This is a genomic window from Dyella sp. (assembly GCF_035277725.1).
Lineage (GTDB): Bacteria > Pseudomonadota > Gammaproteobacteria > Xanthomonadales > Rhodanobacteraceae > Dyella_B.
Map to the genome: position 1 here is coordinate 1 of NZ_DATEJY010000008.1, position 2,690 is coordinate 2,690.

General features: G+C 64.4%; 3 protein-coding genes. All 3 read right to left on the reverse strand.

Translation table 11 applies throughout. The features are described from left to right. Positions 1-534 (reverse strand): TVP38/TMEM64 family protein (locus VJR68_RS00560; RefSeq protein WP_324145597.1); only part of this gene is annotated, 534 nt, incomplete at its 3' end. Continuing rightward, positions 531-1,088 (reverse strand): nucleoside deaminase, encoded by a 558-nt coding sequence (locus VJR68_RS00565; RefSeq protein ID WP_324145599.1) that lies wholly within the window; start codon positions 1,086-1,088, stop codon positions 531-533. The genes VJR68_RS00560 and VJR68_RS00565, both read right to left, overlap by 4 nt. Next, positions 1,088-2,690 (reverse strand): glutamine--tRNA ligase/YqeY domain fusion protein (locus VJR68_RS00570; RefSeq protein ID WP_324145598.1); only part of this gene is annotated, 1,603 nt, incomplete at its 5' end. The genes VJR68_RS00570 and VJR68_RS00565, both read right to left, overlap by 1 nt.

Below are 2,690 nucleotides of genomic sequence, written 5' to 3' on the forward strand. Positions count from 1 at the left end.
GAATATCAACATGACCGTGCCGCCAAACCAGGTAGCGCCGAGGAACAGCCACAGCGAACAGCGCAACCAGGCGAGCGCCATGGTGACGAGGCCGAACGGCGCGACGGGCACCAAACGCAGGAACAGCGTGTAAGCCACCGGGTGGCGTTCGAAACCGTGATGCAGTTTCTCCGCGATGGCGGGCGGATGTTTGCTGCCGACGCCGAAGGCATAGCGACTGGCCAGGAACAGAATAAGCGAGCCTAGCGTGAGCCCGATCGACGAATACGTGGTGCCTTCCGTCACCCCAAACGCGAACCCACCGGCGAGGATCAACACGATGGTGACGGGAACGCCGGTGCAGGTCGCCAGGATCAACAGGCCGATGTAGACGAGCCGGCTTATCCACGGATGCTCGGCAATGTCCGCATGCATCTGCTGTTGATGGGCGACGAGCTGCTCGGGATGCATGCGGTCGAACACGCCAGAGGCCAGCAGCACGATGCCTGCCGCAATCAGCAGCAGCAATGGCAACGCGGCGCGCAGGCGATTCAATAGCGTTCTCCGCGCGCGCCGTAGGCAGCCAGTACGTTGCGCGCTTCATCGCGAAGGATGTCGCGACGTACGGTGATGCCGCGGCGCTCCAACTCGCCGATCCAATCGGCGGGCAAGGGGCCTTCGTCGAATTCGGTAAGCGATTCGACGTCTTCGCCACGCGCGCCGATCAGCAGGGTGTCGATGCCGGCCCAGAAGGTGGCGCCGTAGCATTGGCAACAGGGTTGCGCGCTGGTGGCGAGGGTGTAGTGGCCGCCTTTCTCATTCAGGCGATAACTTTGCAGGCGCTGCTGCGCCGCCATGTAGGCCATCATTTCGGCATGGGCGACCGAACAGCTTTGCGGAATGACGCGGTTGGCCGCGGCGGCGATCAGGCGTCCGTGCTCATCGAACACGGCGGCGCCAAACGGGCCGCCTGGGCCGTGCTCGATATTGCGCCGCGACAGCTCGATCGCCAGCCCCACACGCTCTTCGTCCGTGAGATAACGCCGGCTGGTGTCGGCGATGTCCTCGATCCACGGTGGCAGCGTGAGGTGGATCTGCAGCGGCAGCATCATGCGCTTTGTTTAGCCCAGGTGTCGCGCAGGGTAACAGCCCGGTTGAACACGGGGGCTTCGGGCCGGTGATCCAGGCGATCGGCGACGAAATAGCCGAGGCGCTCGAACTGATGGTGCTGCTCGGGGGCGGCCTGGGCCGCGGAGGGCTCCAGCCAGCCGCGCACGATGCGCTTGGCATCCGGGTTGATGTGCTCGATCCAGGTTTTGCCGTCGGTTTCGTCGTCCGGCGTGGGCACGTTGAACAGACGGTCGTACAGGCGGATCTCGGCGGCAACACCGTGCTTGGCGCTGACCCAATGGATGGTGCCCTTCACCTTGCGTTCGGCACCGGGCATGCCGGAGCGCGATTCGGGATCGAGCGTGCAATGCACCTCGCTGACGCTGCCATCGGCGGCCTTGATCACGTCCACGCATTTCACGATGCCGACGCCGCGCAGGCGCACTTCGCCATCGGGCTTCAAGCGATGAAAACCCTTTGGCGGCACTTCGGCGAAATCCTCGCGCTCGATCCACACTTCGCGCGAGAGCGGTACCTGGCGCGTGCCGAAGCTTTCGTCCTTAGGATGGTTGGAGAAGGTGAGCGACTCTTGGTGGCCTTCCGGCAGGTTGGTGATGACCAGCTTGAGCGGATCGATCACCGCCATGCGGCGCGGCGCGGTGGCATCGAGGTCTTCACGCACGCAGTTTTCGAGAATGGCGTAGTCGATGACGCTGTTCTGCTTGCTGACACCCAGGCGCTCGATCAGCAGGCGAATGCCGCCCGCCGTGAAGCCGCGCCGGCGCAGGCCGCGCAGAGTGTTCATGCGCGGGTCGTCCCAGCCGTCGACCAGGCCTTCGTTCACCAGCTGGGCCAGCTTGCGCTTGCTGGTGATCATGTAGCTGAGGTTGAGGCGGGAGAACTCGATCTGGCGCGGCTTGGCCGGTTCCGTCTTGAAGCCGGCGTCGCGCATGTGCTGCCACAGCTCGGGATGATTGGGCAGGTCCACCTTGTCCACGAACCAGTCGTAGAGCGGGCGGTGGTCTTCGAATTCCAGCGTGCAAAGCGAATGCGTGATGCCTTCCAGCGCGTCCGACAGGCAGTGCGCGTAGTCGTACATCGGGTAGATCGGCCAGGCATCGCCGGTGTTCTGGTGGGTGACCTTGCGGATGCGGTAGATGGCCGGGTCGCGCAGGTTCATGTTGCCGGAGGCCATGTCGATCCTGGCGCGCAGCGTCTTGCTGCCATCCGCAAATTCGCCCACGCGCATGCGGCGGAACAGGTCCAGGTTTTCCTCGACGCTGCGGTCGCGGTGGGGCGAGTTGCGGCCCGGCTCGGTAAGGGTGCCGCGGTATTCGCGCATTTCCTCCGGGGTAAGGTCATCCACATAGGCGTGGCCGTCCTGGATCAGCTTGAGGGCGGCGCGGTAGAGCACCTCGAAGTAGTCGGAGGCGTGGCGCAGATCGTGCCAGTCATAGCCGAGCCAGCGCACGTCGTCCTTGATGCCTTCGACGAACTCCGGGTCTTCCTTGCCGGGGTTGGTGTCGTCCAGACGCAGATTGCACCAGCCGGCAAACTCGCGCGCGATGCCGAAATCCAGGCAGATCGCCTTGGCGTGGCCG

Excerpts from the sequence above, each read along its gene's own strand:
- VJR68_RS00565 (WP_324145599.1), bottom strand. The coding sequence starts at position 1,088 with ATGCTGCCGCTGCAGATCCACCTCACGCTGCCACCGTGGATCGAGGAC.